Here is a 25,158-nt window from a genome sequence, read left to right on the forward strand (position 1 = left end):
GCTGGCGGTGGCTGCGTGGGCGCCGAAAGCGGCGGCAACGGCGGACAGGGCGATGAGGGTCTTGATAGCTTTCATGGGGTTCTCCGATTCGTAACAGGTAAGGGTTTGGGGTTTGACGCCACACCGTGTGGCAGACGGCTTTCTTTCTGCGAAGGCCGTGCCAACCCGATACGGATAGAGAAAAGACAATGAAATCAAATACTTACCGAAACCCTGCGTAATCACCCACGGGCCCAGCAGTGCAAATTGCAAGACATGGACCGTGGCCGGTGTGGCGAAATGCGTCGATGGGGCCGTCTGCACCGGTGAGACGGGCACGGCGGGGGTGGCGGTGCGAAGACGGTGGCGCTGCGAAAGCGACCGGGGCGGTCAGAAACGCTTGTTGGGTCCGAAAGCCGCGGTCGATCCGCACTCCGGGCGCCCAACGACACGGGTTGTCAGAGGCTTATAACACTGTTATGATTCACTACATAACGCCGTTATGACAACTCTGCTTCCCCCGCCCGAGTTTCCCATTCAAGATCGCGCCGAGCGCAAGGAAGCCGACCGCGAGCGGGTGCGCCAGTCCATCCTGGACGCCGCCGGCCAGATGCTGCTCGAAGAAGGCCCGCACGCCCTGTCCATGCGTCGGCTGGCCGAGCGCATCCAGGCCTCCACCATCGTGCTCTACACCCATTTCCGCGACAAGCCGGCGATTGTGGACGCGCTGTTCCGCGACGGCTTCGAACGCCTGCGCGCCGATCTGGAGGCGGTGCCACTGGCGGCCGAGCCCATGGAGCGGGTGCTGGCCTTGGGCCGGGCCTACCGCCAGAGTGCGCTGGCCAACGCGGCGCGCTACCAGGTGATGTTCACACGCTGCGTACCGGGTTTCGAACCCAGCGCAGAGAGCCTGGCCGTGAGCCAGCGCTGTTTCGAGATCCTGCGCGACGCGGTGCAGGCCGTGTTCGATGCCGGGCATCCGCTCGCAGACAGCGTGGCGCACACCACGCAGGTGCTGTGGGGCACCTTGCACGGGCTCATCAGCCTGGAGTTGTTCGGTTACCTGGGCAGCACCGGCTCGGGCGAGCAAAGGCTCGAACAGGCCATGCAACTGCTTCGCGCCGGCATCCCTTCCGTTTCCCCATCCAGAAAGAAGCCATGAACGTCGGCACCCCTTACGCCTCGCACCGCGTCGACACGCGCTACGACGCCATCGTCATCGGCTCTGGCCTGGGCGGTCTCTCTTGCGCCGCCTTGCTGGCCAAGGCCGGGCACAAGGTGCTGGTGCTGGAGCAGCACAGCACCGCCGGGGGCTTCACCCATTCCTTCCGCCGCCGCGGCTATGAATGGGACGTGGGCGTGCACTACATCGGCGAAGTGCACAAGCCCGGCTCCTTGATGCGGCGGCTCTTCGACACCGTGACCGAGAGCCGCCTGCAGTGGGCGGCGATGGACCCGGTGTACGACAAGATCATCTTCAACGACGATTGTTATGACTACGTGGCCGGCGCCCGCGCGTTCAAGGAAGGGCTGCTGCAACATTTCCCGCACGCCGAAGACCAGCTCGACGCCTATCTGCACCACATCCGCGCCGCCACGCGCAGCCTGGGCGGGCTCATCGGCAGCCGCTACCTGCCAACCCATGCCGCCCGCTTGCTGTTGAAGAACGATCGCTCGGGCGGCTATTTCACGCGCTCCACCAAGGATGTGCTGGCCGGCTTCATCACCGAGCCCAAGCTGGCCGCCGTGCTGACCGGCCAGTGGGGCGATTACGGCCTGCCGCCTGCCCAATCGGCCTTTGGCATGCATGCCGTGGTGGCGCAGCACTACCTCGGCGGTGCGGCCTTCCCGGTGGGCGGCGCCTCGCAGATCGCGGCGGGCATCCTGCCCGTCATCGAGGCCGCGGGTGGCGCGGTGCTGGTACAGGCTTCGGTGGAAGAGATCCTGCTGCGCGGTGGCGAGGCGGTGGGTGTGCGCATGGCAAACGGCGACGAGATCGGCGCCGCCCGCGTGGTGAGCAGCGCAGGCATCCACAACACCTTCGGCAAGCTGCTGCCCGAGAGTGCCGGTCGGCGCGAGGCGTACCGGCAGTCCTTGCAAGCGCTGCCGCCCTCGGTCGCGCACCTGGGGCTCTACATCGGCCTCAAGGGCAGCACCGACGAGCTGCAACTGCAGCAGGCCAACCGCTGGTGCTACCGCGACTACGACCACGATGCTTCGTATGCCCGCTTTCTGCGCAGCAAGCCCGGCACCGTGTCCACGCTCAACTACATCAGCTTCCCCTCCAGCAAGGACCCGGCCTGGGCCACCAACTACCCGGGCCGCTCCACCATCGACGTGATCTCGCTGGCGCCCTGGGCCTGGTTCGAGCGCTGGCAGAACACCCCATGGCAGCGCCGGGGCGCGGACTACGAGGACTTCAAGGCGCGCCTGTCCGAGCAGTTGCTGCAGGACGTGTACCGCCAGGCGCCGCAGGTTCGCGGCAAGGTGGATCACGTCGAGCTCTCGACCCCCCTCAGCACCGCGCACTTCAGCGGCTACGCATCCGGCGAGGTGTATGGCCTGGCGCACACGCCCGAACGCTTCAAGCAAGGCTGGGTGAAGCCGCACACCGAGATCAGGAACCTCTTCCTCACTGGCCAGGACATCCTGTTCTGCGGGGTGGGCTCGGCCCTCATGAGCGGGGCGATGACGGCCTGCCGGATCCTCGGCCCGGCCGCGGTGAAGGTCATGCCCGAGGTGCTGGCGCCCGGGCAAGGCTGGATCTCGCGCACCGTCGCCGTGTTGCCGCTGGCAAAGAGCACCAGCCGCGATGCGGCGTCCAACGCCAGGTTGGCCATGCCACCCGCTGAGCCGCGCGGCTTCACGGCGCGCTGCGTGGAAATCATCGACACCACCGCCGACAGCCGCGCGCTGCGGTTCGTGGTGGACGGCGGCGGCGCGCCGCTGCGCTACCTGCCGGGCCAGTTCCTGACGCTGGCGCTGCCGCTTCAGGGCGGCACCGCGTACCGCTCGTACACCATGAGCTCCAGCCCCACGGCCGGCGAGGCGTTCGAGCTGACCGTGAAGCGGGTGGAAGGCGGCGTGGCCTCCCACTGGCTGTGTGACGAAGTCCGGGTCGGAACGCGGCTTGAGATGAACGGCCCGCACGGCCGCTTTACCTGCGCGCCCAAGCCGCCGGCCAAGCTGCTGCTGCTGTCAGCCGGCAGCGGTGTGACGCCGATGCTGGCGATGGTGCGCTGGGTACGCGACCACGGGCTGGACACTGACATCGCCTTCTTCCATACCGCGCGCACCGCAGGCGACCTGATCTTCGGCGACGAGTTGGCGCAGTTCGCCCGAGACAACCCGCGCTTCGTGCAGCACCTGGCGCTGACGCGCCAGCGCAAGAAAGGCTTCCTGAGTGGCCGCTTCAGCCTGCGGCAGTTGCAGGCGTCGGTACCGGACTTCCTGTCGCGCAACGTGTTCGTGTGCGGCCCGCAGGGCTTTATGGACGCCGCGCGTGAAGGCCTGCAAGCGAGCGGCTTCAACATGCGCCGCTACCACGCGGAAAGCTTCGGAGCGGCGGTGCAGGCGGGCGGCGGCACGATCCACTTCCTGAAGAGCAAAAAGCGGATGGATTGTGGTGGTCAGACCAGCCTGCTCGACCTGGCGGGCCAGCTTGGCGTCAAGGTGGCCAGCAGTTGCCGTACGGGCGACTGCGGCGACTGCAAGCTCAAGGTGACGCGCGGCAAGGTGCCATGCGCCAGCACCGCCGGGCTGGCACCGCATGAGATCGACGAAGGCTACGTGCTGAGCTGCGTGGGTTATATCGACGGCGACGTGGCCGTCGAGGCCTGAAGACATCCCGCGGCCGGCGCGGCTGACCCGGGCGCCCGGAAACGCTTGTTTGCGCGGGTTTTGGGACGTTTTTGGCCGATACCCCGCGTAAAAAGGTCGGTTGATGCTATGAAAATGGGACTCATATCCCGTCCCTGAACGCGGTTGCGGGCAATCGGCTATGGTTGCGCCATGACGCAAAACGGATGGACACGGGTGGTGCTGCAGGCTTGGCGCGCGTTGGGGCGCGACCTGCGCTCGGGGGAGTTGCGGCTGTTGATGGTGGCGGTGGCGCTGGCCGTCGCGGCACTGACGGCGGTGGGGTTTTTTGCCGACCGCTTGTATAGCGGCCTGCAGCGTGATGCGCGGCAGTTGCTTGGGGGGGATGTGGTGGTCGCGGCCGACCAGGCGCCACCGCCGTTTGTCGCGGAGAAAGCGGCGGCGATGGGTCTGCGGACCAACGCCAGCCTGAGCTTCCCGACCATGGCCCGCGCCAGTGACGCGCAAGGCGGCGCAAGCCGGCTGGTGGCATTGAAGTCGGTGGCGCCCGGCTACCCGCTGCGCGGCCAGTTGACCGTGGCATCACAGCCGGGTGCCCCGGCCGCGCCGACCCGGGACATACCGGCGCCGGGCGAAGCCTGGGTGGATGCCGCGCTGCTGGACCAGCTGGGCCTGGCCGTGGGCGATCCGCTGCTGCTGGGCGATGCCACGCTGCGGCTGGCCCGGGTGATTGTGCTGGAGCCCGACCGCGGCGCCGGCTTCATGAACTTCGCTCCGCGGGTGATGCTGCACGAAGACAGCCTGCGGGCCACCGGCCTGGTCCAGCCGGCCAGCCGCCTGACCTGGCGTCTGGCGGCGGTGGCCGACGGGGCGGGTGCCGAGGCACGGGTCAAGGCGTTCCGCGAATGGGCCGACCAGGCGCTGCCGCAGGCGGGTGTGCGCGGGGTGCGGGTCGAGACCCTGGAATCGGGCCGCCCCGAGATGCGCCAGACGCTGGATCGCGCGGGCAAGTTCCTCAGCCTGGTGTCCCTGCTGGCCGCGCTGCTGTCGGCGGTGGCGGTGGCGCTGGCGGCGCGGGGTTTTGCCGCCCGCCATCTGGACGATTGCGCCATGCTGCGGGTGCTGGGCCAGAGCCAGCGGACCATTGCCGCCAGTTACACGGTGGAGTTCGTGCTGGCCGGTCTGGTGGCCAGCCTGGTCGGGGTGGCCTTGGGGTATGCGGTGCATTTTGCGTTCGTCGAGCTGCTCGCCTCGCTGATTACGTCGGCGCTGCCGCCGCCGGGCCTCACCCCGGTGGTCTTCGGGCTCGCCATGGGCCTGACGCTGCTGGTGGCCTTTGGTCTGCCGCCGGTGCTGCAACTGGCGCAGGTGCCGCCCCTGCGTGTCATGCGGCGGGATGTCGGACAGCTCAAACCGGTGTCGCTGGCCGTGCTCGGGCTTGGGGTGGGCGGTTTTGCCGCGCTGCTGCTGGCCGTCAGCAGCGACCGCGTGCTGGGCCTGCTGGCGGTGGGGGGCTTTGGCCTGGCCACGCTGCTGTTTGCCGCCCTGAGCTGGCTGGCGGTGGCGGTGCTGAGGCGCCTGGTCAACGAAACCCGCGCGCCGCGCTGGCTGCTGCTGGCCACACGGCAGATGGCCGCCCGGCCTGCCTATGCGGTGGTACAGGTCAGCAGCCTGGCCGTGGGCCTGCTGGCGCTGGTGCTGCTGGTGTTGCTGCGCACCGACCTGATCGCCAGCTGGCGCCAGGCTTCGCCGGCCAATGCGCCCAACCGTTTTGTCATCAACATCATGCCCGAGCAGGGCCCGGCGTTCGAGCGCACGTTGCAGCAGGCCGGCGTGCGCGATTACGACTGGTACCCCATGATCCGGGGCCGGCTGGTGGCCATCAACGGCCGCGCCGTGACGCCCGAGCAGTTCACCAACGACCGCGCCCAGCGCCTGGTGGACCGGGAATTCAACCTTTCGCACAGCGCCCCGGCACCGCGCCACAACACGGTGGTGGCCGGCCGCTGGACCGAGGAAGAAGCCGACGCGATCAGCGTCGAAGACGGCATTGCCGAGACGCTGGGCCTGCGCCTGGGCGACCGCCTGACCTTCGACATTGCCGGGGTGCCCCGCGAAGCCCGCATCACCAGCCTGCGCAAGGTCGACTGGGCGTCGATGCGGGCGAACTTCTTTGTCATCTATCCGGTCAGCCGCCTCGACGGTGTGCCCTCGACCTACATGGCGGCCTACCGCGCACCCTCCACCCCGGGATTCGACAACGGGCTGGTGCGCAGCTTTCCGAACATCACCAATGTGGACATGAGCCTGACCATCAATCAGGTGCAGCGGGTGCTGGACCAGGTGGTGCGGGCCGTGGAGTTTCTGTTCGGCTTCACGCTGGCGGCCGGCCTGATCGTGCTGTTTGCGGCGGTGTCGGCCACGCGCGAGGAGCGGGCCCGCGAGTTCGCCGTGATGCGTGCCGTGGGCGCCCAGGCGCGGCTGCTGCGCCAGGTGCAGCGGGCGGAGCTGGCCGGTGTGGGCCTGCTGGCCGGTGTGCTGGCCAGCGCGGTGGCCATGGTGGTGGGCTGGGCCATGGCGCGTTTTGCTTTCGAATTCCACTGGACCGCGTCCCCCTGGGTGCCGGTGATCGGCGCGCTGGTCGGCGCCGGCCTGGCGCTGCTGGCCGGCTGGTGGGGCCTGCGCGAGGTCTTGCGCCGCCCGGTGGTGGATACACTGCGGCGTGCCGCCGAATAGGGCACTACCAAAACGATAGCTGAAAGCGACCTTTTTACGCTGGGTATCGGCCATTTTTACCTGAAAACCATGTCGAACACCCCTACCGAGCCGGGCCAGAGCCCGTTTGAGCGCCTGGGCGGCGAATCGGCCGTGCGAACCCTGGTGGACCGCTTCTACGACCTCATGGACCTCGAGAGCGCCTACCGCGAGCTGCGCGCCGCCCACGGCACCACCCTGGATGACGCGCGCGACAAGCTGTTCTGGTTTCTGTGTGGCTGGCTGGGCGGGCCGTCGCACTACACCGACCGGTTCGGCCATCCGCGTCTGCGGGCGCGGCACATGCCCTTTGCCATCGGCATCCGCGAGCGCGACCAGTGGCTGGCCTGCATGGATCAGGCCATGGCCGAGACCGGTGTCGAACCGGCCTTGCATGCCCGCCTGAACGAAAGCTTCTTCCAGACCGCCGACTGGATGCGCAACCGCAACGGTTGAGGCAGGCGGTCCGGGCGCCGGCTCAGGCTCCGCCGCGCCGGGCCTGCAGCAACACCACCACGGCGCCGGCGCCGCCCTCGTCGGCGCGGGCCTGCACAAACGCGATGACCGGGTTTTTCTGCACCAGCCAGCTGTGGACCTTGCCCTTGAGCACCGGCGTGCGCCCGGGCGAGCCCAGGCCTTTGCCGTGCACCACACGCACGCAGCGCAGGCCCTCGCGGTGGGCGCTGCGGATGAAGTCGGCCAGCGCGTGGCGGGCCTCGTCGCGGCGCAGGCCGTGCAGATCCAGTTCGCGCTGTATGGACCAGTCGCCGCGCCGCAAGCGGCGGGTGACGTCGGTGCCGATGCCGGGCCGGCGGAAACTCAGCGCATCGTCGGTTTCCAGCAGGCTGGCGACATCGAAGTCATCGCTCAGCGCCTCGCGCAGCACGGCCGCCTCGTCGCGCGCGCGCTGGCGTGCCTCCGGCAGCGCGGGGGCGCGGCCCAGGCGGGCGCGCGCCGGCTGAACCAGCGGTTGCACCGGGCCCACCCAGCGGGTGAACAGGTTCGCCTCGGCCTGGGCGCGGCGGGCGGCCTCGGCGGCGCGCTGGCGCTGCGCTTCGTCCCGGGCGCGCTGCTCGGCCAGCTGCTGGCGCACCGCCGCCATGTCCTGCAGCGAGCGGATCGGCGCATTGCGGGGGGCGCTGGTGTCGGCCATGGCAAGCGGGGGTGGGGGCGGCCGGTTCGGCGGCGGTCGGGGTCAGATCAGGCCGCGTTCGGCCATCGACAGGGCCTGCCCGGGCGCGACGATGACATGGTCCAGCACCCGCACGTCCACCAGGGCCAGCGCGGCCTTGAGCGTCTGGGTCAGTGCTTCATCGGCCCGGCTGGGCTGGACGGTGCCGCTGGGGTGGTTGTGGGCCAGCACCACCGCGGCGGCATGGTGGTGCAGCGCGCGCAGGACCACCTCGCGCGGATAGACGCTGGTCTGCGTGAGGGTGCCGCGAAACAGTTCTTCCATGGCCAGCAGCCGGTTCTGCGCATCCAGAAACAGCACGGCAAAAACCTCATGCCCTTTGGCGGCCAGGTGCAGCCCCAGATAATGCTTGACGGCGTCCGGGGTGCCGAATACCTCGCGCTCGCGCAGTTGCTCGGCCAGCGCGCGGCGCGCCAGCTCCAGCACCGCGACCAGCTCCGCGCGTTTGGCGGGCCCCAGGCCCTTGATGCGTTTGAGGTCATCGGCGCCGGCATGCAGCAGGCCACTGATGCCGCCGAAACCCGCCGGTGGCTGCGCCAGCAGCTCGGCGGCCAGCTGCAGCACCCCTTTGCCGGCCATGCCGGTGCGCAGCAGCAGGGCCAGCAGTTCGGCGTCCGAGAGCGCGCCGGCTCCGCGCGCGAGCAGCTTTTCGCGCGGCTGGGCTTCGGCGGGAAGGTCTTTGAGCGGCATGGGGGGACGAGCGGGTGCGGGTTTCTACAATGGCGGGCTCAGTTTATCGGGACTTCCATGACGACTGTTCAACAGGGCTCTTTCCTCACGCTGCACTACCGGCTGGCCGGTCCGGCCGGCGACGTCATCAACACTTTTGACGGGCCTCCGGCCACGCTGTCCATCGGCGCGGGCGAGCTGTCGCCCGCCGTGGAGCAGCGGCTGCTGGGCCTGGAAGAGGGCTGCCGGGTGCAGTTCGATCTGCCCGCCGGCGAGGCCTTCGGCCCGCGCAATCCCGACATGGTGCAGTGGCTGGCCCGCCGCGAGCTGGACACGATGGGGGACCCCGACGAGCAGTACACGGTCGGCGACGTGGTGCAGTTCCCCACCCCCGACGGCCGGGGCCGTTTCGCCGGCACGGTGCTGGCGGTGCGTGACGACGGCGCGCTGCGGCTGGATTTCAACCATCCGCTCGCAGGTCAGCCGGTGACCTTCGAAGTCCACCTGGTGGGGGTGTTGTGATAACCGGCAGCGACCCCGGGGCACCGGGCGTCATCCTTCTTGCGGAGCCGCGCGGCTTTTGCGCCGGGGTGGACCGGGCGATCGAAATCGTCGAACGGGCGCTGGCCAAATTCGGCCGGCCCATCTACGTGCGCCACGAAATCGTGCACAACACCTATGTGGTGGACGACCTCAAGGCCAAAGGGGCGATCTTCATCGAAGACCTGGCCGAGGTGCCCCCGGGCGCCACGCTGGTGTTTTCCGCGCACGGGGTGCCCAAGGCGGTCGAGCGCGAGGCGCAGGCGCGGGGGTTTCGGGTGTTCGATGCGACCTGCCCCCTGGTGACCAAGGTGCATGTCGAGGTGGCCAAACTGCACCGCGAAGGCTACGAATTCATCATGATCGGCCACAAGGGCCACCCCGAGGTGGAAGGCACCATGGGGCAGCTGGACAGCGGCATCCACCTGGTCGAGGACGAGGCCGACGTGGCCCGGGTGCGCCCGGCGCAGGAGCGGCTGCTGGCGGTGGTGACCCAGACCACCCTCAGTGTCGACGATGCCGCCGGCATTCTGGCGGCGGTCAAGGCCCGGTTTCCGGCGGTACGCGAGCCCAAGCAGCAGGATATCTGCTACGCCACACAGAACCGGCAGGACGCGGTCAAACTGCTCAGCCCGCAGGTTGAACTGGTCATTGTGGTGGGCAGCCCCACCAGTTCCAACAGCAACCGCCTGCGTGAGCTGGCGGCGCGCCTGGGCACCGAAAGCTACATGGTCGACAACGCGGACGAGCTGCAGCCCGCCTGGTTTGAGGGCAAGACCCGCATCGGCCTGACCGCCGGTGCCTCGGCGCCCGACGTGCTGGTGCGGCAGGTGATCGAGCGCATCCGCAGTCTGGGCGCTGTGGCGGTGCGCCACCTTCCCGGCATCGAAGAGACGATGAAGTTCCCGCTGCCCAAGGGCCTGCGGCTGGACGAGGGCGAACCGCTGGAGCATCTGCGGTGAATCGCTCTGATATCGAGAGCGCCCAGGCACGCATTTCCGCTGGGTATGCGGGTTTTTTGCGCGAAACGCCGCTGTGGAAGCTGCCGGGCAGCCAGTTCGGTTGCCCCGGCGCGGAAATCTGGCTGAAGCTGGAACAGCTGCAGGTGGGAGGCAGCTTCAAGGCCCGCGGTGCCCTCCACCGGCTGCTGGCGCATCCGGTGCCACCGGCCGGCGTGATCGTCGCCTCGGGCGGCAACGCCGGCATTGCGACCGCGGCCGCGGCGCAGGCGCTGGGGGTGCCTTGCGAGGTGTTTGTGCCCGAGGTGTCGTCACCCGCCAAACGCGCGCTGCTGGCCGAGCGCGGCGCGCGCGTGGTGGTGACCGGCGCCAGCTACGCCGAGGCGCTGGCGGCCTGCCAGGCGCGCCAGCGCGAAACGGGCGCGTTGACCACCCATGCCTACGACCTGCCCGAAGTGGTGGCTGGCGCCGGCACGCTCGCGCGCGAGCTGGAGCATCAGGGCGGCCTGCCCGATACCGTGCTGGTCAGTGTCGGCGGCGGCGGGCTCATCGCCGGTGTGGCCGCCTGGTTCGACGGCCGCGCGCGGGTGCTTGCGCTGGAGCCCGAAGGGGCGCCGACCCTGTTTGCCGCCCGGGCCGCCGGCGCGCCGGTGGATGTGGCGGTCTCCGGCATCGCCGCCGATTCGCTGGGCGCCCGGCGCATCGGTTCGATTGCCTGGGAGGTCAGTCAGCGCCTGGTCACCGACGCCCTGCTGCTGGACGATGGCGCCATCCGCACGGCCCAGCGCTGGCTGTGGCAGACGCTGCGTGTCATGGTGGAACCCGCTGCCGCACTGGGTGTGGCAGCCCTTTTGACCGGTGTGGTGCGACCGGTTGCGGGCGAACGCGTCGCCCTGATCCTGTGTGGCGCCAATCTGGACCCGGCCACGCTGGCCTGAAAACTACAATCCCGAGACCATGCTAGACATCGTTACCCTGAGAAAAGACCTCGACGCCGTCGTGGCGCGGCTCGAAACCCGCAAAAATCCCCAGCCGTATCTGGACGTTGCGACCTTCCGTGCCCTGGAGTCCGAACGCAAGACCATCCAGACCCGTACCGAGCAGCTGCAAAGCCAGCGCAACACCCTGAGCAAGCAGATCGGCATGCTCAAAGGCAAGGGTCAGCACGCCGAAGCCGACGCGGCCATGACCCAGGTGGCCGACATGAAGGCCGAACTGGAGGCATCCGCGGCGCGGCTGGAGGTGATCCAGGCCGAACTGCAAAGCCTGCTGCTGGCGGTGCCCAACCTGCCCCACGAGTCGGTGCCGGTGGGCAGCGACGAGCATGGCAATGTCGAGTTGCGCCGCTGGAGCCCCGACGGTCACGGGCCGCGCAACTTCGATTTCGCGATCCAGGACCATGTCGACATCGGCCAGAAACTGGGCCTGGACTTTGACACCGGCGTCAAGCTTGCCGGCGCGCGCTTCACCTTCATGCGCGGGCCGATCGCCCGGCTGCACCGGGCGCTGGCGCAGTTCATGCTGGACACGCAGACCCAGCAGCATGGCTACACCGAGTGTTACACCCCGTACATCGTCAACGCGCAGACGCTGCTGGGAACCGGGCAACTGCCCAAGTTCGAGGCCGACCTGTTTGCCGCCAACAAGGGCGGCCAGGACGGCGGCGAAGACAACCCCACGCTGTACCTGATACCCACATCGGAAGTGACACTGACCAATGTGGTGCGCGACGAGATCGTCGCCGAGTCCGATCTGCCGATTCGCCTGACGGCGCACACGCCCTGTTTCCGCTCCGAGGCCGGCAGTGCAGGCCGCGACACCCGCGGCATGATCCGTCAGCACCAGTTCGACAAGGTCGAGATGGTGCAGATCGTTCATCCGGAAAAGAGCTACCAGGCGCTGGACGAAATGACCGGCCATGCCGAAGCCGTCCTGCAAAAACTGGGGCTGCCCTACCGTGTGATGCTGCTGTGCACCGGCGACATGGGTTTTGGCGCGACCCGCACCCACGACCTGGAAGTATGGGTCCCGGCCCAGGGCACCTACCGTGAAATCAGTTCGGTGTCGAACTGCGAGGCTTTCCAGGCCCGCCGTCTGCAGGCCCGTTTCAAGAACGCCCAGGGCAAGAACGAGCTGGTGCACACCCTCAACGGCTCCGGCCTGGCCGTCGGGCGCACGCTGGTGGCGGTGCTGGAGAACTACCAGAACGCCGACGGTTCGGTGACCGTACCCGAGGTGCTGCGCCCCTACATGGGCGGTCTGGAGCGCCTGGCGCCCTGATGCACTGGCGGGCCTGCTAGAATCACGGGCTTATCACGCTGCGGAGAGGTGGCAGAGTGGTCGAATGCACCGGATTCGAAATCCGGCGTACAGTTTCTACTGTACCGAGGGTTCGAATCCCTCCTTCTCCGCCAAAACAAAGGCCTTCTTGCCTGCTCAGCAGGGCCTGAAAGCGCAAAAAGCCCCGCATTGCGGGGCTTTTTTTGTGGGCGCTGGCGGCCCGGATCGCAGGAGATGGGCCGCGTCAGCCCAGCAGACCGTTTTCCCGGGCGAAATGCAGGGCCTGGGTGCGGCTGTTGACACCCAGCCGGCGGAACAGCCGCCACAGGTGGACCTTGACCGTGTGTTCGCTGATGTCGAGCTGGCTGGCGATGTCGCGGTTGCTAAGGCCCTGGTCCAGCATGATGATCAGCTGTTTCTGCCGCTTGGACATTTTGATGCCCTGCCCGCCGCCGGTTCCGGTGGTGTCTTCGAAATCGGGCTCGCCGTCGGCAGCGAGCAGTGAGCGCAGCGCCGCCAGGATGTCGCTGGCCGGGCTGGATTTGGAAATGAACACGTCCGCGCCCGCATCCAGACAGGCGGTCTCGAAATCCTCGGCGGGCGAGGCCGAGACCACCGCCAGCGGGACATCGGGATAGCGGGCGTGTACCTCCAGCACGCCCGAGGTGCCGACGGCGTCGGGCAGCTTGAGGTCCAGACAGATCAGCGCGGGTGTGCCATGGCGCTCGACCGCTTCGCGCAACGCACCGATATGCGACAGCTCCACAATCTGCGCGCCGGCTTTCAGGCGCCGCAACATCATCACCAGGGCCTCCCGCATCAGCGGGTGATCGTCAATGACAAAAAAGCGGGTGCTGTCGATGTTGGTCATGATGCGCGTGCGGCCTCGGCGAGTTGGTCAAGGGCACTCGCTGCGGCCTGGCGTAGTGCGGGGGTGTCATCTTGCAGGTAGGCGGCCTGTTGCGCAAGGGCTGCGGCGCCACCTTGGGTCAGTGCGGCAATGACCGGGCCTGCGGCCCTGGGCTGTTCGAAGCCACGGCTTTGCAGCAGCACCTGCCCCTGGGCGTCGGTGAGTTTGAAGTAGAACAGCCCGTCGCGCTCGCGATACTGTTTGAAGGTCGGCAGGCCCGATGCCTTTTCGCGCGCGGGTCGGGCGGCGGTGGCGGGTTTGGCCACGGAGCGCAAACCCACGGCCTGGCGCAGTTCGGTCATGAAGGGTGCCGAGAGCTGGCGCGCGCGGGCGGCGCCGGCCAGCAAAATCGCTTCGATCTGCGCGGGGTTGGCGATCAGGGAGTCATAGCGCTCACGCATCGGCGCCATCTCACGGTCGATTCGCTCGAAAAGCGCCTGTTTGGCATCGCCCCAGGCAATGCCGTCGCGGAACGCCTGGCGAAAGGCCTCGGTCTCTTGCGCGCTGGCGAAGGCCTGGTAGATCTGGAACAGCGCGCTGCCTTCGGTCTCTTTGGCCTCGCCGGGTGCGCGGGAGTCGGTGACGATGCCCATGATCTGTTTGCGCAACTGCGCAGCCGGCGCGAACAGGGCAATGGTGTTGTCGTAGCTCTTGCTCATCTTGCGCCCGTCCAGACCGGGCAGTGTGGCCACGGATTCCTCGATGGCCGCCTCGGGCAGCACGAAATGCTCGCCGTAAAGATGGTTGAAGCTCGACGCCATGTCGCGCGCCATTTCGATGTGCTGGATCTGGTCACGCCCGACCGGAATCTTGTGCGACTTGAACATCAGGATGTCGGCCGCCATCAGCACCGGGTACATGAACAGACCGGCGGTGACCTCGCTGTCGGGGTCGGTGCCGGCGGCGGTGTTCTTGTCGACGGCCGCCTTGTAGGCATGGGCACGGTTGAGCAGGCCCTTGCCGGTCACGCAGGTCAGCAGCCAGGTCAGTTCGGGGATTTCGGGGATGTCGGACTGGCGGTAGAAAAAGACCTTGTCCGGGTTCAGTCCGGCAGCGAGCCAGCTGGCGGCGATCTCCAGGGTCGATCGCTGGATGCGTGTCGGATCCTCGCACTTGATCAGCGCATGGTAGTCGGCGAGGAAATAGAAGCTTTCGGTGCCGGCATTCAGGCTGGCGGCCACGGCAGGGCGAATGGCGCCGACGTAGTTGCCCAGGTGGGGGGTGCCGGTGGTGGTGATGCCAGTGAGAACGCGCAGGGACGACATGGAAAAATTCAGGGGAAAGTCAGCGAAGAATCAGGGTCAGCGGGGTAAGGACCAGTTCCAGCAGGCCGTAGGTGAGTGCCATCAGGGGTTGCATCCACAGGGTGCTGACCACACCGGCGAGTACCAGCGCCATGACAATGAAAAAGCCCCAGGGTTCGACACGGGAGAGCAGCTCGGCCTGGCGCCAGGGCAACAGGCCCACCAGGATGCGCCCGCCGTCCAGGGGTGGCAGCGGAAACAGGTTGAAGACGAACATGACGACGTTGACCAGGATGCCGGCCTGCGCCATCTTGACGAAAAACGGCTCGTCCACACCCGCCGCGCGCAGTCCGTGCAGCGCAATGGCCCACAACAGGGCTTGCGCGAGATTGGAACCCGGGCCGGCCAGTGCCACCCAGATCATGTCGCGTTTCGGATGGCGCAGATTGCCGAATCGCACCGGCACCGGTTTGGCGTAACCGAACAGGAAGGCGCCGCCGGTGGCCACATACAACAGCAGGGGCATCGCGATGGTGCCCAGCGGGTCGATATGGGGCAGCGGATTGAGGGTGACACGCCCCATCGCCCAGGCGGTGTTGTCACCGAAATGGCGGGCCGCATAGCCATGGGCTGCTTCGTGCACCGTGATGGCGAACAACACGGGCAGTGCAAAAATCGAAACGGTCTGAATAAGTGAGGCGAGGTCCACCGGGCGATTGTCTCAGAGCGGCGCCGCGGGCCCGGTCACAGTCCCAGCACGGCCGGGTCGCCCCGACCATGGCGCATCAGCACGGGCTCGTCGCCGCTGAGGTCGACGACGGTGGTTGGCGCCAGCGGACAGGCACCGGCATCGACCACGGCGGCCAGGCCGCGATCAAAGCGCTCCAGAATGTCGGTGGCATCGTTCAGCGGTTCCTGCGCGTCCGGGGGAATGAGTGTTGTGGCCAGCAGTGGCGCGCCATGCAGTTCGAGCAGGGCCTGCAACGTACGGTGGTCGGGCACACGCAGGCCGATGGTCTTGCGCTGCGGGTGGCTCAGCCGCCGCGGGACCTCTTTGGTGGCCTCCAGGATGAAGGTGAAAGGCCCCGGCGTGCCGAGCTTGACCTGCCGGAACTGGCGGTTGTCCACCCGTGCATAGGTCGACAGGTCGCGCAGGTCCCGACATAACAAGGTCAGATGGTGCTTTTCGTCAATGCCGCGGATGCGACGCAGCTGGTCTGCGGCGTTGCGATCGTCCAGGTGGCAGGCCAGGGCATAGCTGGAGTCGGTCGGCAGCGCGATGACACCGCCTTTTTCCAGCAACTGCACGGCCTGCTTGAGCAGCCGCACTTGCGGGTTGTCGGGGTGAATGATGAAATGCTGAGCCATGTCGCGAGTGTAGGCGCGCCGGCGGGGGCCTGACCAGCCGGGCCGTCGCGCTCAGTGAACGCGGTGGGCCAGCAAGGTCCACACCGGGGTCAGATCGGCGGGCAACGGGGGCAGACTGCCCAGATCGGTATGGCTTTCGTCGGGGCTGTGGAAATCACTGCCGCGCGAAGCCGCAAGGCTGAACTCCCGGGCCATCGCGGCGTACTTCAGGGCCTCCTGAGCCGAATGGCTGCCGGTGACCACTTCGACGCCCTGGCCGCCATGGGCCTTGAATTCGGTGAACAGCGCGTATTCTTCATTGGCGCTAAAGCCGTAACGGGCCGGGTGGGCAATCACGGCCATGCCGCCGGCACGAACGATCCAGCCCACCGCGTCACCCAGGCGGGCCCAGCGATGGGGCACGAAACCGGGCTTGCCCTCGGTGAGGAATCGGCGGAAGACTTCGTAGGTGTCGCGGCAGACACCGCTTTCAACCAGGTATCGTGCGAAATGGGTGCGCGATATCAGCTCGGGGTTTCCGGCGTACCGCAGGGCGCCTTCATACGCGCCGCAAATGCCCACCCGTTCCAGGCTGGCGGCCATGTCGCGGGCGCGTTCGCCACGACCCCCGCGGGTGCGTACCAGTCCGTCGCGCAGATCGGCATCGTCAGCGTCAAAGCCCAGGCCGACGATGTGCACGGTCTGGTCGGCAAATGTGACGGAGATTTCGGTGCCGGTCAGGTAACCGATGCCCTCGGCCCGCGCTGCGGCCATGGCGCGGTGCTGGCCACCGATTTCGTCATGGTCGGTCAGTGCCCACAGGTCGACGCCGCGCGCGGCGGCACGGGCCGCCAGGGCTTCCGGGGTCAAGGTGCCGTCCGACACCACGGAATGGCAATGCAGGTCGGCGTTGAGGGTCGAGTTCACGACTGCATTCTAGGCGGGGCGGACCTACCATGGTGTCTGCCGGGTCTTGCGGGAGGGTCGGACCGATCCGGGTGCGGAAATTCAGAAAAAAAGGCCAATACCCAGCGTAAAAAGGTCTTTGTTCGCTATATTTTATATAGCTTAATCGACGGGCTGCCCGTCAGGCGGACAGCGCGGGCACGGGCAGCGGGCCCCGAAGCGCTTCGATCAGGGCGCTCAGTCGCAGCACGCCGGCATCATCGAAGCGGGCGCCGGCGATCTGGACGCCGATGGGCAGCCCGTCTTCGGTGACACCGACCGGAATGGACGCCGCCGGCTGCTCGGACATGTTGAACGGCACCGTAAAGGCGATGTGTTCCAGCGGCCGCAACGGGTCGTTGGTGGGCGAGGCCCAATCGGCCGGCGGTGGCGAGACCGGGGCGGTCGGTGAAAGCACAAAGTCGAACGGTGCGCAGGCCCGGTGGGTGCTGACCCGCGTGAGGTGAAACTGGCTGACCGCGTCGTAGACCTGCACGCCTGTCATGTTGCTGGCGCTTTCCGCCCAGGCGCGGATGTACGGCAACACGCGTTGGCGCCGCCCCTCGGGAAGGGCCGAAAGCTCACGCAAGCAGCGCATCCGCCAGAAACGGTCCATGCCGTCGAGCATTTCCCGGGTGAAAAATGGCGCCATGGGAATGATCTGGGCGCCCGCGCGGGCGAGGGAATCGGCCGTCTTCTGCACGGCTGCCACGATTGCGGGCTCGACGGCCAGACCACAGCCGGCGTCGAGCAGCAGACCGATGCGCAGGCCGCGCAGCGCCGTGGAATCCAGGGCGGGAAGACTCCAGTCGATGTCCTGGGGTGGCAGGTTCATGCAATCGCGGCGATCGGGCCGGCTCAGGCTGGCCATGAGGAGCGCCGCATCCGCCACGGTTCGGGTCATGGGGCCGGCGACTCGGCCGGTGTAAGGCGGGTCGATGGGGATGCGACCCAGGCTGGGTTTGAGCCCGAAAACCCCACACCAGGCGGCGGGCAGCCGGATCGAGCCACCGATGTCGGTTCCCAGATGCAAGGGCCCGTAGGCGGCGGCGGCAGCAGCCCCGGCGCCGGCGCTGCTGCCGCCCGGGGTGCGCATGGTGTCCCACGGGTTGCGTGACAGCGCATGGAAACTTGACAGGCCTGACGTCAGCATGCCGTAGTCGGGCATGGTGGTCTTGGCCAGCACGATGGCGCCGGCCTCACGCAGTCGCGCCGCCGGCGGGCTGTCGGCCACGGCCGGCTCCAGGGTGGTGGCTGCCGTTCCCATGGGGACCGGGTCGCCGGCCGTTGCGATGTTCTCCTTCAGGGTGACCGGCACGCCGTCCAGCGGACCCTGGGGGGAGCCCATGCGCCAGCGCTGTTCGGACGCACGGGCTGCGGCGAGGGCCGCGTCCGGAAAGAGGAGCCAGCAGGCGCGCAGTTGCGGTTCGCAGCGGTCGATGTGGTTGAGGGTGTCGCGTACCACCTCGACGGGCGACACATCCCCCGCGCGGTAACGGGCCAGCAGCGTGCGCGCGTCCAGCCGGTGCAGTGCGCTCATGCGCTCAGGCCCAGGCCAGTGCGGACAGATCGTTGACGAAGATGGGCATGTCTTTCCACAGGCCCTTGATGCGCGCGTTCGCCACCGTGATCCACTGTGGCTGGTACAGGAATGCGTGGGCCGCGTCTTGCGCGATCAGGCGCTGGGCTTCGCCAAGATGGCGTGCCCGGTCGGCATCGCGCGGGGAGTTGTTGATTTTGTTGAAGATTTCGTTGAAGCGCGCCGACTCGTAACCCCAGTAATAGCCCGGTTTGGCAAAGTTGCCCAGATCAAACGGCTCGACATGGGCAATCAGGGTCATGTCATAGGCCTTGTTGCCGTAAACGGTACTCAGCCATTGCGCCCATTCGACGTTTTGCAGTTTCGCCACGATGCCCACTTTGGCCAGCTGCGCGGCGATGACTTCGCCACCCTGGCGGGCGTAGGGCGGTGGGGGCAGGATCAGGCTGAGCTCCAGCGGCGTCTTGATGCCCGCTTCGGACAGCAGGGCGCGGGCCTTGTCCGGCTGGAACGGGTTGATGCCGGTGGTATCGACATAGCCGAAGGCGCCAGGCACGTAATGGCTGCCGATCGGCACCCCGAAACCGTCGGCAGCGCCGGTGATGACGGCCTTGCGGTCGATCGCCGCCGAAATGGCGCGTCGGACCCGCACATCGTCAAGCGGCTTCTTTTTGTTGTTCAGCGCCAGGATGGTCTTGGCACGCGAGCCGCTGACGACGATCTGGAATCGTTTGTCGCGACGGAACTGCTCAAGACTGCGCGCGGCGGCGACGCGGGCGAATATGTCCACATCGCCCGCGAGCAGCGCGGCCACTTGCGCCGCGGGATCGGAGATGAAGCGGAATGTGGCCCGACGCATGGTGATCGAGCCGGCCTGGCGGAAGCCTTCCCAGGCCGCCAGTGAGATCGACGCGCCTTTGGTCCAGCTGTCAAGGCGATAGGGCCCCGTGCCGACGGGGCGGGTTGCATTGGTGTCCACGCTTTTGGGCTCCACCATGATCGCGGTGGCCTGCCCCAAAAGGAAAAGGAAGTCGGGGTTGACCTCTTTGTTGATCAGCACAACGGTGTGTTCGTCGATCACACCGATGCTGTCGATGGCAGCGAAGGTGCGTTTGTCCTTGTTGGTGCTTTTTTCGCCGGCTGCGCGTTCAAAGGCGAACTTGACGGTGGCGGCATTGAACGGCTCACCGTTGTGGAAACGTACCCCCTTGCGAAGGCGGAAGGTGTAGGTGCGCAGGTCGGGCGATACTTCCCAGCGTTCTGCCAGCAGGGGCGAGACGCTGCCGTCGGAGTTGATTTTCGTGAGGGTCTCGAAAACGTTGTACAGAACCACCTCGGCGATGGCCGATGCCGCACCTGCGGTCGGATCCAGCCCCGGGGGCTCCAGAGTCATGGCAAGGACGACAGCGTTTTTGCGCCCCTGAGCAGTGGCACCGAGCGGCAACGTGCCCAGCGTGGTAGCGGCCAGGGTTCCGATGGCGAATTCCCGACGAAGCATGGTGATCTCCTGTGAAGGGGCCCCATGGTAGCCAAAGTGGCGAGGTGTTGCGGGGGCGCTGACTAAAAACGGATGTCCGGAACGGCCTTGACCAGCGCTTCGGTATAGGGATGGGCCGGGCGGGCGAACAGGTCGTGCGGTGGGCCGTATTCGACGATCCGGCCATGCTGGAGGACCGCGACTTCGTCGCACACATGCTGAACCACTGCCAGATCGTGGCTGATGAAGAGATAGGAGATACCGAAGCGGTCTTGCAGGTCCATGAGCAGGTTCAGTACCTGGGCTTGCACCGAGACATCCAGTGCGCTGACCGGTTCGTCGGCAACGATCAGGCGGGGTCGGTTGATGATGGCGCGTGCGATGGCGATGCGCTGACGCTGGCCGCCGGAAAACTCGTGGGGGAAACGTTGCGCATCCGCCGCAGTCAGGCCGACGGCCAGCAAGGCTTCGCGGACGTGGTCGTCCATGTCCCGGCGGCTCGGACGGTCCGTGGCCGGCAAGGCAGCCAAGGGCTCGCCGATGGTGCGTCCAATACGCATTCGCGGGTCCAGCGAGCCATACGGATCCTGAAAGATCATCTGGAAGTGGCGCCTGGCCCTGCGCAGTTCCCCGGGTGGCAGCTGGTGCAGGTCGACCCCCATCATCCGAACCGCACCGGAACTGGGTGTCTCCAGGGCCATGACGCAGCGCGCCAGCGTCGATTTGCCCGAGCCGGACTCACCGACGATGCCCACGCTGTGGCCCTCACGCACCTGGAGCGAAACGCCGGCCAGGGCCTCCAGCGTCTCCGCTGGGCGCCATGGCAACGCCCGTGTCAGGGCATAGCGTTTGCCCAGGGAATCGACGTGCAGCAGGGCAGTCATGGAGTGGCGCTGCTGCGGTGGATGCAGGCGACGCGGTGGTGATCCTCCCGGCTCCAGACCGGTGGCGGTGCCGCGGCACATTGGTCCGTCGCACGGGGGCAACGTGGGGCGAACGCACAGCCTTCGGGCAGGTCGTGCAGGCGTGGAACGAAGCCGGCAATCGCAGGAAGGCGTTTACGTGTGCCGGGTGCGGTGGCGCCATTGCGGTTCAGTTGGGGTCGCGAGCCCATCAGGCCTTGCGTGTACGGATGAGATGGCGCCCGAAAAACAGCCGCTGTCGGTCCTGATTCGACAATGGTTCCGGCATACATCACCATCGTTCGCTCAACGTGGTTGGCGATGACACCGAGATCGTGCGAGATCATCAGCAGTGCCATATGCCGTTCGCGAACCAGTTCACCGATGAGTTCGAGAATCTGGCCGGCAACGGTGACGTCCAGCGCGGTGGTCGGTTCGTCCGCAATCAGCAGGCAAGGCTCGCAGGCCAGGGCCATGGCGATGGTGATGCGCTGGCGCTGCCCGCCGGAGAACTGATGGGGCCAGGCGTCGACGCGGCGGCTTGCGTGTGCTATGCCGACACGATCCAGCAATTCGATGGCCCGCTTGCGGGCGGCATGGCGGTCCAGCCCCATGTGCAGGCGCAATGGTTCGGCGATCTGGTGGCCGACGGTATGAACCGGATTGAGCGCACTCATGGGTTCCTGGAAAATCATGCCGATTTTTTTGCCCCGGATGGCGCACCACTGGCGCTCCGTCAGCGTGGTCATTTCGGTACCCAGAAAACGCACAGTACCGCGTATGCGGGCGCGCTCGGGCCCAAGGCCCATCAGGGACATCGCGGTCAGCGATTTGCCGCAGCCGGATTCACCAACCAGACCGGCGGTTTCGCCGGCCTGTAACGTGAAGCTGATGCCGCGAACTGCGTCGACCGGTCCGTGCGCCGTCGTGAGGCGCACGCGAAGGTCTTCGATTTCGAGCAGCGCGTCTCCGGCCATGGTTCAGCGGTGGCGGGCCAGGCGTGGATCCAACAGGTCACGCAGACCGTCGCCCAGCAGGTTGAGGCCGAGAACAGCGCAGGCAATCGCCAGCCCTGGCCATATGGCAAGCAAGGGCGCCTGGAACAGCAGGGTTTGGGCATCGCTGAGCATGCGGCCCCAGGAGGGCTGCGGGGGCTGCGTTCCCAGACCGAGATAGGACAGTGCGGCTTCAGCGAGGATCGCAATGGCGAACTGGATGGTGGCCTGAACGATGAGGATCGGGATGATGTTGGGCAGGATGTGTTCTACGGTGATGCTGGTTGGCCCTTTGCCGCAAGCGCGTGCAGCCAGTACGAACTCTCTCGCCCATAGCGCGTTGGCGGAGCCGCGGGTGATGCGGGCAAAGGTCGGTATGTTGAAAATTCCGATCGCGATGATCGAATTGACAATGCCGGGGCCGAACACCGCCGTCATCATGATGGCCGAGAGAATTGCCGGGAACGCAAATGTGAAGTCGGACAGACGCATGATCACTTCCTCGGTCCAGCCACGCCGGGCCGACGCGACAAGGCCCAGGGCCGTCCCGACGATCAGGCCGATGCCGACGGCAATGACGCCGACGAGGATCGAGTTGCGTGCGCCTACCAGCAGGAGCGACAACACGTCCCGGCCAAACGGGTCGGTGCCCAGCCAATAGGGTGCGCCGGGGGGGAGCAGTCGGTGCTCCAAGTTCATTTCGAAGGGTGAGTGGGGCGTCCATATCCAGGAAAGCAGGGCTGCGGCCACCAGCACGAGGCTGAACGCGGCGCCGATGATCAGGCTGGGGTGGCGGAACGGCGCAATCAAAGGTCACCGGCTTTCACGCGCGGATCAATCAGCGCATACAGGACGTCAACGAAGAAATTGACCACGATCACCATTGCAGCAAGCAGCATGACGCAGTTGCGCACCACAATAAGGTCGCGATTCGCAATGGACTGAAAAATAAGGCGTCCGAGTCCGGGCAGGTAGAACACGTTCTCGACCACGATGGTTCCGGCGAGCAAGTTGGCAAACTGCAGACCCATGACCGTCACCACCGGGATGAGCGCGTTGCGCAGGACATGGCCCCACAGGACACGCTGGCGCGAGCAGCCCTTGGCCCGTGCCGTACGTACGTAGTCCTCTCTCAAGACTTCGAGAACCGCGGAACGGGTGATCCGCGCCAGGATGGCGCCCTGCACCACGGCCAGAGACAATGCCGGCAAGAACAGTGCTTTCAGCGCGGCTGAAAAGCCGCCGCCTTCATCGGGATGCCAGCCCGGGAACCCGCCCGAAGAAAACCACTGCAAGTGCACCGCGAAAAGCAGGATCAGCAGGATGGCAAACCAGAAGTTCGGTATGGCGATGCCGACCTGCGTGAAGGTCATCAGGCCGTAGTCGCCGACGCGGTTGTGATGGGCGGCAGCTGTGATGCCGACGGTCAGCGCAATCAGCGAGGCCATGAGCATGGCCATCAGGGCCAACGGAATGGTCAGGCCAAGACGTTGGGCAATGAGTTCGGAGACGGGGCTGCTATAGGCATGGCTTTCCCCGAGGTCGGCGGTCAGCAGGCCCGTGATCCACTGGAAGTAGCGCTGCGGTGCCGGGCGGTCCAGACCCAGTTTGCGGGCGAGCGATTCGACGGCTTCCGGGCTTGCGTCGGGCCCCATGAGCAACTGGGCGGCATTGCCGGGCAAGATTTCAAGTACCGCGAAGACGACCAACGAAGCCGCCAGCAGCGTGGCGACCAGGGTCAGAAACCGCTTGATCAGGAATAGGCTCATGCGCGGGTCAATTTGCCGCGATTATGGACAAAGACCCACGCGCGGGAGGGTTCGCCACCGTGGATCTTCGGCGCAGGCCGTGAGCGCCGGATAATCGGACGGTCGTTCAGGTCGCCTCCCGGGCGATCGGACCATTGGAAAAGTGAGAGCAGCCATGGCGCTGATGATTACCGACGAATGCATCAACTGTGACGTCTGCGAGCCGGAATGTCCCAACGACGCGATATTCATGGGCGCGGAAATCTACGAGATCCATCCGGAAAAATGCACAGAATGTGTCGGACATTTCGATGAGCCGCAATGTGTGCAAGTTTGTCCGGTAGCGTGTATTCCGGTGAATCCTGAGCGCGTCGAAAGCCGTGAAACCCTGTGGAGGAAATTCCATCGGCTGCAGATGGCCGCAGGCCGTGGTAGCACGGGAGCATGAGTGTCGGGCCGTCGGGTTGCTGCCTCCGACACAGGACTACGCGGCTGGGGCCGGAGGGGCGTGGATGAGGCGGGTTGCTTTTTCGAACTCGCCGCCGAGCAGGCTGGGCAGGGCTGCCAGCGATCGGGCGATTGCGTCTTCGATGGCGGCGCGCTGTTCGGTGGGTGGTTTTCGAAGGACCCAGTTCGCAACCTCGGTCTTCACACCTGGGTGTCCGATTCCGATCCGAAGTCGCCAGTAGTCGGCCGATCCCAGCTGGGCGTGGATGTCGCGCAGTCCGTTGTGTCCGGCGTGGCCCCCGCCGCGTTTGAGCTTGACCTGCCCGGGTGAAAGATCCAACTCGTCGTGGATGACCAGTATTTCCTGAGGCTCCAGCTTGTAGTAACGTGCAAGCGCGGCAACGGCTCGACCTGAGGCGTTCATGTAGGTCTGGGGCATCAGCAACCATACTGGCGACGCAATATTGGTGCCTGCGCGGGCAACAAGGCCTGCGAAGTTGCGGTCAGGGTCGAGGTGTGTGCGCAGGTCGCGGGCCGCCGCTTCGACCCACCAGAATCCGGCGTTGTGGCGTGTGGCCTCATATTCCGGGCCGGGATTTCCCAGGCCGACGAGCAGTCTGATCATGGCGGCTAGCCTGTTCCAAGCACAACGGCCCGCGCAGGCGGGCCGTGTAGTTCGATGCAATCGAATAATCTGCCGACTAAAGCTTACTTCTTGCCTTTGGCTTTGCCCTTGGCCGGAGCGGCCGCAGCGGCGGTCGGTGCAACGATTTCCTCGACAACTGGAGCGGTGACCGACACCAGAACCGGATTGGGTTTGCCGTGGGTGACTGCCTTGACACCCTTGGGCAGGGCGATGTCGTTGAGGTGCAGCGAGGTGCCCTTTTGCAGATTGCTGAGATCGACGGCAATGAATTCGGGCAGATCACCGGGCAGACAGCTGACTTCGATCTCCGTGACAACGTGGTTCACGAGGCAGTGCTCCAGTTTGACAGCCGGCGACTCTTCTTCGCCGCTGTAATGCACTGGCACCTTCATGGACAGTCGTGTGTTGGCATCGACGCGTTGAAAGTCGATATGGAGGACATACGGGCGGAAGGGGTGCATCTGCAGGTCTCGCAAGAGCACTTTGCTGACGTTGCCGCCCAACTCCATTTCCAGAATGGACGAATGGAAGGCTTCTTTCTTGATCGCATGCCACAAGGCGTTATGGTCCAGTTCGATCAATTGCGGTTCCGCAGATCCACCGTAGACGATACCGGGCGTACGGCCCGAATTGCGCAGACGGCGGCTCGCACCCGTACCCTGCTTGGCTCGCTCGAAGGCGACAAATTTCATAGCTGACTCCTGATGAAGCCGACCGCGACCAGTGCGGCTCCGATTGAAAATGGCCGTGTCGCGCTATGCACGA

Annotated in this window: 25 protein-coding genes and 1 tRNA gene; 10 read left to right on the forward strand and 16 right to left on the reverse strand. The window is 66.4% G+C overall.

What is annotated here, in order from left to right; translation table 11 throughout:
- The coding region (locus tag AC2EBU_RS11580; protein ID WP_484610591.1) for a hypothetical protein at positions 1-252 on the reverse strand (252 nt) is incomplete at its 3' end.
- Between the two features lie 229 nt (positions 253-481).
- Here AC2EBU_RS11580 and AC2EBU_RS11585 point away from each other — a divergent pair.
- The 4 genes from AC2EBU_RS11585 to AC2EBU_RS11600 all read left to right on the forward strand — a co-directional run bounded on the left by AC2EBU_RS11585 (position 482) and on the right by AC2EBU_RS11600 (position 7,008).
- Positions 482-1,141, forward strand: a complete 660-nt coding sequence (locus tag AC2EBU_RS11585; protein ID WP_484610592.1) for a TetR/AcrR family transcriptional regulator — start codon at positions 482-484, stop codon at positions 1,139-1,141.
- Complete coding sequence (locus AC2EBU_RS11590) at positions 1,138-3,819, forward strand: FAD-dependent oxidoreductase (protein WP_484610593.1); 2,682 nt, start codon at positions 1,138-1,140, stop codon at positions 3,817-3,819. The genes AC2EBU_RS11585 and AC2EBU_RS11590 overlap by 4 nt, the downstream gene beginning before the upstream one ends.
- Positions 3,820-3,990: 171 nt before the next feature.
- Entirely contained in the window at positions 3,991-6,534 is a 2,544-nt protein-coding gene (locus tag AC2EBU_RS11595; RefSeq protein WP_484610594.1) for an ABC transporter permease, read from the forward strand.
- A 69-nt stretch (positions 6,535-6,603) separates the two neighbouring features.
- A complete protein-coding gene (locus tag AC2EBU_RS11600; RefSeq protein ID WP_484610595.1) occupies positions 6,604-7,008 on the forward strand; it encodes a group II truncated hemoglobin in 405 nt (134 codons plus the stop codon).
- A 22-nt stretch (positions 7,009-7,030) separates the two neighbouring features.
- Here the strand turns inward: AC2EBU_RS11600 and AC2EBU_RS11605 are convergent, their stop codons facing one another.
- Positions 7,031-7,705, reverse strand: coding sequence for a Smr/MutS family protein (locus AC2EBU_RS11605; protein WP_484610596.1), 675 nt, complete (start codon positions 7,703-7,705; stop codon positions 7,031-7,033).
- A 42-nt stretch (positions 7,706-7,747) separates the two neighbouring features.
- The gene (radC, locus tag AC2EBU_RS11610; RefSeq protein WP_484610597.1) at positions 7,748-8,434 is read right to left on the reverse strand and encodes a RadC family protein; all 687 of its coding nucleotides are present in this window, start codon (positions 8,432-8,434) and stop codon (positions 7,748-7,750) included.
- 57 nt (positions 8,435-8,491) lie between these two features.
- Between radC and AC2EBU_RS11615 the strand changes: the two genes are divergently transcribed.
- The 5 genes from AC2EBU_RS11615 (at position 8,492) to AC2EBU_RS11635 (ending at position 12,326) form a co-directional block, all read left to right on the forward strand.
- Positions 8,492-8,935 carry an FKBP-type peptidyl-prolyl cis-trans isomerase gene (locus AC2EBU_RS11615; protein WP_484610598.1) on the forward strand — a complete coding sequence of 148 codons (444 nt, stop codon included), beginning with the start codon at positions 8,492-8,494 and terminating at the stop codon, positions 8,933-8,935.
- Positions 8,935-9,915 (forward strand): 4-hydroxy-3-methylbut-2-enyl diphosphate reductase, encoded by a 981-nt coding sequence (ispH, locus tag AC2EBU_RS11620; protein WP_484610909.1) that lies wholly within the window; start codon positions 8,935-8,937, stop codon positions 9,913-9,915. The genes AC2EBU_RS11615 and ispH overlap by 1 nt, the downstream gene beginning before the upstream one ends.
- On the forward strand, positions 9,912-10,850 hold the full coding sequence (locus AC2EBU_RS11625) for a threonine/serine dehydratase (protein ID WP_484610599.1): 939 nt from the start codon (positions 9,912-9,914) through the stop codon (positions 10,848-10,850). Before ispH ends, AC2EBU_RS11625 begins: the two co-directional genes overlap by 4 nt.
- A 19-nt stretch (positions 10,851-10,869) precedes the next feature.
- Positions 10,870-12,192, forward strand: a complete 1,323-nt coding sequence (gene serS, locus AC2EBU_RS11630; protein WP_484610600.1) for a serine--tRNA ligase — start codon at positions 10,870-10,872, stop codon at positions 12,190-12,192.
- Positions 12,193-12,234: 42 nt separating this feature from the next.
- A tRNA-Ser gene (locus tag AC2EBU_RS11635) sits at positions 12,235-12,326 on the forward strand.
- 110 nt (positions 12,327-12,436) lie between these two features.
- Here the strand turns inward: AC2EBU_RS11635 and AC2EBU_RS11640 are convergent.
- The 11 genes from AC2EBU_RS11640 to AC2EBU_RS11690 all read right to left on the reverse strand — a co-directional run bounded on the left by AC2EBU_RS11640 (position 12,437) and on the right by AC2EBU_RS11690 (position 23,321).
- The gene (locus tag AC2EBU_RS11640; protein WP_484610601.1) at positions 12,437-13,063 is read right to left on the reverse strand and encodes a response regulator transcription factor; all 627 of its coding nucleotides are present in this window, start codon (positions 13,061-13,063) and stop codon (positions 12,437-12,439) included.
- Positions 13,060-14,367 carry a tryptophan--tRNA ligase gene (locus AC2EBU_RS11645; protein WP_484610602.1) on the reverse strand — a complete coding sequence of 436 codons (1,308 nt, stop codon included), beginning with the start codon at positions 14,365-14,367 and terminating at the stop codon, positions 13,060-13,062. The genes AC2EBU_RS11640 and AC2EBU_RS11645 overlap by 4 nt, the downstream gene beginning before the upstream one ends.
- Positions 14,368-14,386: 19 nt before the next feature.
- Positions 14,387-15,055, reverse strand: a complete 669-nt coding sequence (locus tag AC2EBU_RS11650) for a site-2 protease family protein (RefSeq protein WP_484610603.1) — start codon at positions 15,053-15,055, stop codon at positions 14,387-14,389.
- A 35-nt stretch (positions 15,056-15,090) separates the two neighbouring features.
- On the reverse strand, positions 15,091-15,714 hold the full coding sequence (locus AC2EBU_RS11655; RefSeq protein WP_484610604.1) for an L-threonylcarbamoyladenylate synthase: 624 nt from the start codon (positions 15,712-15,714) through the stop codon (positions 15,091-15,093).
- 51 nt (positions 15,715-15,765) lie between these two features.
- Entirely contained in the window at positions 15,766-16,620 is an 855-nt protein-coding gene (locus AC2EBU_RS11660; protein WP_484610605.1) for a 3',5'-nucleoside bisphosphate phosphatase, read from the reverse strand.
- Positions 16,621-16,780: 160 nt separating this feature from the next.
- Positions 16,781-18,178: an amidase gene (locus tag AC2EBU_RS11665; RefSeq protein ID WP_484610606.1), complete on the reverse strand. Its 1,398-nt coding sequence runs from the start codon at positions 18,176-18,178 to the stop codon at positions 16,781-16,783.
- A 4-nt stretch (positions 18,179-18,182) separates the two neighbouring features.
- Positions 18,183-19,676: an ABC transporter substrate-binding protein gene (locus AC2EBU_RS11670; RefSeq protein ID WP_484610607.1), complete on the reverse strand. Its 1,494-nt coding sequence runs from the start codon at positions 19,674-19,676 to the stop codon at positions 18,183-18,185.
- A 62-nt stretch (positions 19,677-19,738) separates the two neighbouring features.
- Entirely contained in the window at positions 19,739-20,539 is an 801-nt protein-coding gene (locus AC2EBU_RS11675; RefSeq protein ID WP_484610608.1) for an ATP-binding cassette domain-containing protein, read from the reverse strand.
- Complete coding sequence (locus AC2EBU_RS11680) at positions 20,536-21,534, reverse strand: ABC transporter ATP-binding protein (RefSeq protein ID WP_484610609.1); 999 nt, start codon at positions 21,532-21,534, stop codon at positions 20,536-20,538. The genes AC2EBU_RS11675 and AC2EBU_RS11680 overlap by 4 nt, the downstream gene beginning before the upstream one ends.
- 3 nt (positions 21,535-21,537) lie before the next feature.
- Positions 21,538-22,362, reverse strand: a complete 825-nt coding sequence (locus AC2EBU_RS11685) for an ABC transporter permease (RefSeq protein WP_484610610.1) — start codon at positions 22,360-22,362, stop codon at positions 21,538-21,540.
- Positions 22,359-23,321 (reverse strand): ABC transporter permease, encoded by a 963-nt coding sequence (locus AC2EBU_RS11690; protein ID WP_484610611.1) that lies wholly within the window; start codon positions 23,319-23,321, stop codon positions 22,359-22,361. The genes AC2EBU_RS11685 and AC2EBU_RS11690 overlap by 4 nt, the downstream gene beginning before the upstream one ends.
- A 154-nt stretch (positions 23,322-23,475) precedes the next feature.
- Here AC2EBU_RS11690 and AC2EBU_RS11695 point away from each other — a divergent pair, with 154 nt between their 5' ends.
- Positions 23,476-23,748 carry a YfhL family 4Fe-4S dicluster ferredoxin gene (locus AC2EBU_RS11695; RefSeq protein WP_484610612.1) on the forward strand — a complete coding sequence of 91 codons (273 nt, stop codon included), beginning with the start codon at positions 23,476-23,478 and terminating at the stop codon, positions 23,746-23,748.
- 36 nt (positions 23,749-23,784) lie between these two features.
- Here the strand turns inward: AC2EBU_RS11695 and pth are convergent, their stop codons facing one another.
- Positions 23,785-24,372 (reverse strand): aminoacyl-tRNA hydrolase, encoded by a 588-nt coding sequence (gene pth, locus AC2EBU_RS11700; protein WP_484610613.1) that lies wholly within the window; start codon positions 24,370-24,372, stop codon positions 23,785-23,787.
- 83 nt (positions 24,373-24,455) lie between these two features.
- Positions 24,456-25,085, reverse strand: coding sequence for a 50S ribosomal protein L25/general stress protein Ctc (locus AC2EBU_RS11705; RefSeq protein ID WP_484610614.1), 630 nt, complete (start codon positions 25,083-25,085; stop codon positions 24,456-24,458).
- Between the last annotated feature and the right edge of the window lie 73 nt (positions 25,086-25,158).

The organism is Curvibacter sp. T50 (assembly GCF_057219955.1).